This window comes from Candidatus Frankia alpina (assembly GCF_902806485.1).
In the GTDB taxonomy this organism is placed as follows: domain Bacteria; phylum Actinomycetota; class Actinomycetes; order Frankiales; family Frankiaceae; genus Frankia; species Frankia alpina.
In genome coordinates this window covers 1-4,762 of sequence record NZ_CADCWT010000313.1, presented here as the reverse complement: position 1 = coordinate 4,762, position 4,762 = coordinate 1, and the positions used below count along the sequence as shown (strand labels likewise).

The 4,762-nt window shown below is 67.4% G+C and carries 4 protein-coding genes, 1 tRNA gene and 2 pseudogenes; 4 read left to right on the top strand and 3 right to left on the bottom strand.

The genetic code is table 11. The features are described 5' to 3' along the window. Nucleotides 1-298 (top strand): hypothetical protein (locus G6R25_RS25550; protein ID WP_205447328.1); only part of this gene is annotated, 298 nt, incomplete at its 5' end. Nucleotides 299-320: 22 nt separating this feature from the next. Here the strand turns inward: G6R25_RS25550 and G6R25_RS21645 are convergent. Continuing rightward, nucleotides 321-1,769: pseudogene (locus G6R25_RS21645) on the bottom strand (ISKra4 family transposase); the annotation flags it as partial. Nucleotides 1,770-1,982: 213 nt separating this feature from the next. On the opposite strand from G6R25_RS21645, the pseudogene G6R25_RS29940 reads away from it, so the two are divergent. After that, nucleotides 1,983-2,603: pseudogene (locus tag G6R25_RS29940) on the top strand (recombinase family protein); the annotation flags it as partial. A 376-nt stretch (nucleotides 2,604-2,979) separates the two neighbouring features. Here G6R25_RS29940 and G6R25_RS28230 read toward each other — a convergent pair. Beyond that, the gene (locus G6R25_RS28230; RefSeq protein WP_235949394.1) at nucleotides 2,980-3,303 is read right to left on the bottom strand and encodes a hypothetical protein; all 324 of its coding nucleotides are present in this window, start codon (nucleotides 3,301-3,303) and stop codon (nucleotides 2,980-2,982) included. A 58-nt stretch (nucleotides 3,304-3,361) separates the two neighbouring features. Further along, a tRNA-Leu gene (locus tag G6R25_RS21635) sits at nucleotides 3,362-3,446 on the bottom strand. A 301-nt stretch (nucleotides 3,447-3,747) separates the two neighbouring features. Between G6R25_RS21635 and G6R25_RS21630 the strand changes: the two genes are divergently transcribed. Continuing rightward, nucleotides 3,748-4,167, top strand: a complete 420-nt coding sequence (locus G6R25_RS21630; RefSeq protein WP_163554373.1) for a GNAT family N-acetyltransferase — start codon at nucleotides 3,748-3,750, stop codon at nucleotides 4,165-4,167. Nucleotides 4,168-4,550: 383 nt separating this feature from the next. Continuing rightward, on the top strand, nucleotides 4,551-4,712 hold the full coding sequence (locus tag G6R25_RS21625) for an NmrA family NAD(P)-binding protein (protein WP_163554372.1): 162 nt from the start codon (nucleotides 4,551-4,553) through the stop codon (nucleotides 4,710-4,712). Nucleotides 4,713-4,762 lie beyond the last annotated feature (50 nt).

The following is a 4,762-nucleotide window of genomic DNA, read 5'->3' as shown; positions in this document are numbered from 1 at the left end:
CCCGAATCCTGACACTGTAATTTCGCTTGAGTATTCGGCGAGAGTCTTTCGCCAGCTCCCGGACCAAGTTCCTTTCTTGCATCAGTCGGCTCGCGACCTCCGGTCGCTGCCGGATGACGCCTCGCTGCTGCTGCAGGCCACACGGAGTCTCGGAGATCTACCAAGCCACGTGGATGCGCTACTCGGAGCGGTGACGCTACTGAAGGGTGTCCAGCGTGAATTCATCCAGTTCGTAGACGAGTTCGGCTCGCAGGCAGGCGGACTGCAAACGGCGATGGGTGTAGATCTTCTTGAGTGAGCCGATCAGGGTGGTATGCGGTTTCCGCGTACTGGTTGTCGTGGTTGCGGTGGCGTTCCTGGGTTAGGTGGAACTGCCAGTAGCCGTCGAAGTCGCCGTTGGTGATCAGGGCTCGGAGGAGGAGGATGGTTTCGGCGCCGTCGAGTCCCCAGCGGGCGCCGGTGCGGTCCATGCGGTCCTTGACGAGATGGCGGCAGGCTCCTTCGATGACGCCGGTGGCGATCGGCTAGCCGCCCGCGAGGGCGGTGTCGTAGCCGAGCCAGGGGGCTTTGGCGTCGAGGTAGTCGGCGCAGGTGTCGGCGCCCTTGCGTTCCTGGGCGTTGTAGGTGGCGCGGCGGCGGATCCCGGTGGCGACGTTGCCGGCCTTCCCTGCGAGGACCTTGCGGGCCTTGTCGGTGACCCAGGTCTCGGCGTCGGGGTCGCCGGGAGCGAAGAACGACCAGACAGCCTTCCAGAGATATTCCAGGACGTGGATGAGGTCGACCACAATGTGGATCTTCGCGTCGCGGCGGGTGGCCTCGGTTCTGACCGCGTCGAGCTGGGTGTTGTTGCCGTCGACGAGCACGACCCAGGTCCGCAGGTGGTGCGGGTCGCGCCGCTGGGCCTCGTCGAACCCGGCCGCGATGACGGTCGCGATGTCCTCGACGGCGGAGGCGGTCAGCCACTTCCCGGTCGCCTTCGGCCCGTCGGGCCCTTTCTGCCCGGGCGGGGGCAGCACGTCGTCCGGGGTCCGCACGACCGGGACGACGTCGTGGACCGAGGCCAGTTCCGCCATCCGTGTACGGCCCTGCTTCTCCCCGGGCGAGAGCCTCGTGGACAGTTTCCGGCTCTTCGCCGCGGCCTTCGCGGTGGCCGGGCGCAGCGCCTCGGGGCGCATGACCACACCCTTGCCGTCGAACTGCAGCACCAGCAGCCGGTCCTTCTCGGCCGCGCCCGGCCGGTCCTGGCCGTAGAAGCCGGCGACATCGACCGCGGCCGAGCGGGCGAGCTCGACGAGCTGCCGCTTGCCGACCCTCACCCCGGTCGCGCGTCCCACCGCCGCGACCGCGTCGTCGAACGACCCGCGCGCCGCCTCCAGCGTCACCAGCCGGCGCAGCCCGTGCGAGTGCAACCCGGCGGGCAGGTTCAGCGCCCCGTCCGCCGGATGCAGGTTCGATGCCCTCGCCGCCCGGTAGGCCAGCCGGCTCAGCGTCACCCGGCCGAACACCGTGGCCAGCGCCCGCCGATGCCCCTTCTCCAGCCTCGTGCGGACCACCCGGTCCACCCCGACCGGCGGCTCGGCGAGACGGACCTCCCGCGGCGCCCGCAGATCCAGGGAGTCCTGAAACAGCGAACACAGCAGCTCCCGGCCCCGACCCTCCAACCACACCTCAAGATCAGAATGGGTCAGGGAAGCGGTCTCCACGCCCGCCAGCCCGGCCCGTAACGCCCCGAACAGCTCCTCCGACCGGGCGAACACACCCGCCGGCACCGCCTCCAGCTCATCCCCATACCCTGACACCCGGGCTCCTTGCTCACGACACGTTCAGGCTTCGACACCCGCGAACGTAGTGACAAGGAGCCCTCCCACGATCAACCCCAGCACAGCGATCCGAGATCATTCAATAAACGATCTCACTTCAGAAGATCTACACCCATCGGCGAACCTCACCGGGCGTTCTACGGCAACCAGTACAGCCTGACCATGCCCGTCTTCGAGCACTACGGAGTTACCCTCTGGGTTCCCGAAGTCGGCGGCCCTATCGACCCCACATCCGAAGCCCATGATCTGATCATGTCCGTGTTCGGGGGCATGTCAAAAGGCGAACGAAACCGCATCAAGATTCGGGTCCGGTCCTCGATGCAGGCCCAAGCCAAAGTCGAAGGCCGCTACCTCGGCGGCCGACCGCCCTACGGCTACCAGCTCGCCGACGCCGGCCCCCATCCCAACCCGGCGAAAGCCGCCGACGGCAAGCGTCTCCACGTTCTGGCGAAAGACCCAATCACCGCACCAGTCGTCGAACGAATCTTCCACCGGTACCTCAACGGCATGGGTGTCTTCCTGATCGCCCAGACGCTCACCGACGAAGGCCTTCTGTCTCCGTCGGCCTACGACCGAGCCCGCAACCGACACCGCACCGGAATCGCCTGGTCCAAGGGCGCGGTGCAGGCCATCCTGGCGAACCCGCGCTACACGGGCTACCAGGTCTGGAACAAACAGCGCAAAGCCGAGACCCTCCTCGATGTCGACGACGTCGCGCTCGGCTACGAGACCAAACTCAAATGGAACGAACGGGACCAATGGGTCTGGTCCGACCGGCCCGCCCACCCCGCCATCGTCGACAAGGCAACGTTCCACGCGGTCCAGGAACGCCGCGCCCGACGGGGCCACAGCTCCGACCGGCCCCAGCTCCGACCGGCCCCAGATCCGGACACCGCACCCCTACGCCCTGCGCAGCCTGCTGGTCCACCACCAGTGCGGCCGACGCATGCAGGGCACCTGGAACCACGGGCATGCTCACTACCGCTGCCGCTACCCGCAGGAATACGCCATCGCCAACCTGATCGACCACCCGCTGTCGGTCTACCTGCGCGAGGACGCGATCCTGCCCGACCTCGACGCCTGGCTGGCCACAGCCTTCGCCCCCCACCACCTCGAAGCCACCCTGGATGCCCTGGCGACCCAGCAGCCCACGCAGACGTCAGCCGCCACCGACCCGAACCGCAGGAAAATCGCCGCCTGCGACCGCAAGCTCGCCCAGCACCGCGCTGCCCTGGAAGCCGGCGCCGACTCCGCCCTCGTAACCGGATGGATCAACGAGACCCAGGCCGAACGCGCCGAGGCAGTCGCCGCCCTCGCACAGGCAGGCGACCGGAGACAGACCGCGCCGCCCCGCCTCACCCGCCAAGAGATCAAGAACATCGTCGGCGCCCTCGGCGGGATCGCCACCGTCCTTCGCACAGCAGACGCCACCGACAAGGCGGAGATCTACCAGCAACTGGGACTGCGCCTCAGCTATGACCATGAGACGCGCATCGTATCTGCCGAAGCCTCACCAAGACCATCGGTGGGCCTAGTGGCCGTGTCCGAGGGGGGACTTGAACCCCCACGCCCGATAAAGGGCACTAGCACCTCAAGCTAGCGCGTCTGCCATTCCGCCACCCGGACAGGTGGTCGCGGGGTGTCTCACCCGCGTACGTCTGCGATGTTACACGGTCGGAGCGGGCGCCTGGCGCTACCCCCGGCCACCGGCAGATCAAGGCCGTGGTGGCGCGGAACACCGGACTCCGCCAGGTCAAGCGTAGGCCGAGTTGCCGGTAGACCTCTGCGACGCCGAAGTAGTAAACCCTCAGGGGAAGGAGACCTTCGCCGTCGGCCGACCGCGGTCGGCCGGTGGAAGGCGTCGACGCTGGCCCGGATGGCGGGGCGGCCCCGTGCGGCGAGGCTGTCGGCGACTTCGTCGGCCAGGATGGTCTGCATCGACAGTGCCTCCCTGTCGGACGTGGCGGACCTGCTTGCGTTGTGGGAGGCCGCGGCGGAGAACGAGTCACGCCCGGCTGATACGGCGGACGCCGTGCGCATCCTGCTCATCCGTGACTCCGACGCCTGCCTGGTCGCGCGGCAGGGCGGCCGGATCGCCGGCTCGCTGATAGCGGGCTGGGACGGCTGGCGGGCGCACCTCTACCGGTTGGCGGTCCACCCCGGCATGCGGCGTCAGGGCATCGGCCGCGCACTGCTCGACGCCGTGGCCGCCCGGCTCCGCTCGCTGGGGGCGACCCGCCTCGACGCGATGGTGCTCGAGGGCAACGAGCTCGGCCACATGCTGTGGCGGACGGCCGGCTTCCAGTCGCAGGAGGAGTGGCGTAGATGGGTCACACCGCTCCGATAGGCGGCAGCACTTCGGGCAGGTCGCCGGAGCGTGGCTACCGAGGACCGTGGTCGGGTGCCGTTCACCGAAAATAGGCATGCGGTCGGTGACTTCCGTATGCCCGGAAACCGGGTCAGGACATGGGATTGCGAGAGGGCGCGAGTCGTCGCCCCCTGATCGGCTGTCAACTGCGCACCCTGCCGGAATATAGTCACGCCGCCTTGAAGTCTGTTGTGCACAAAAACACCGCCCCAGATTTTCCCTCGGTTTCCGTAAAGTACCCCGATATAAAGGGTAAGGGCAAGTAAGGTGATTGGTTGTAAGGACTCGGGTGCACCGCTCACCGGGACCTCCGGCGACATTCTTTCCGCCGTTCCAGCCAGACTTGTGTAGGAGAAGTCCTCATGTCTGAATCATCGAAGAGGTACCTGATTACAGGCGCTACCGGCAAGGTCGGTGCGTACGTCGCCCGCCAGCTGCGTGAGCGCGGAGAACGGGTCCGGGCCCTGGTGCACCGCGAGGACGAGCGGTCGGCGAAGCTGGCCGAGGAGGAGTGGAAATTGTAACTGGTCAGGTATTTGTTTGATCTTGGGTTAGCTGGTTGCGGGCATCCAGG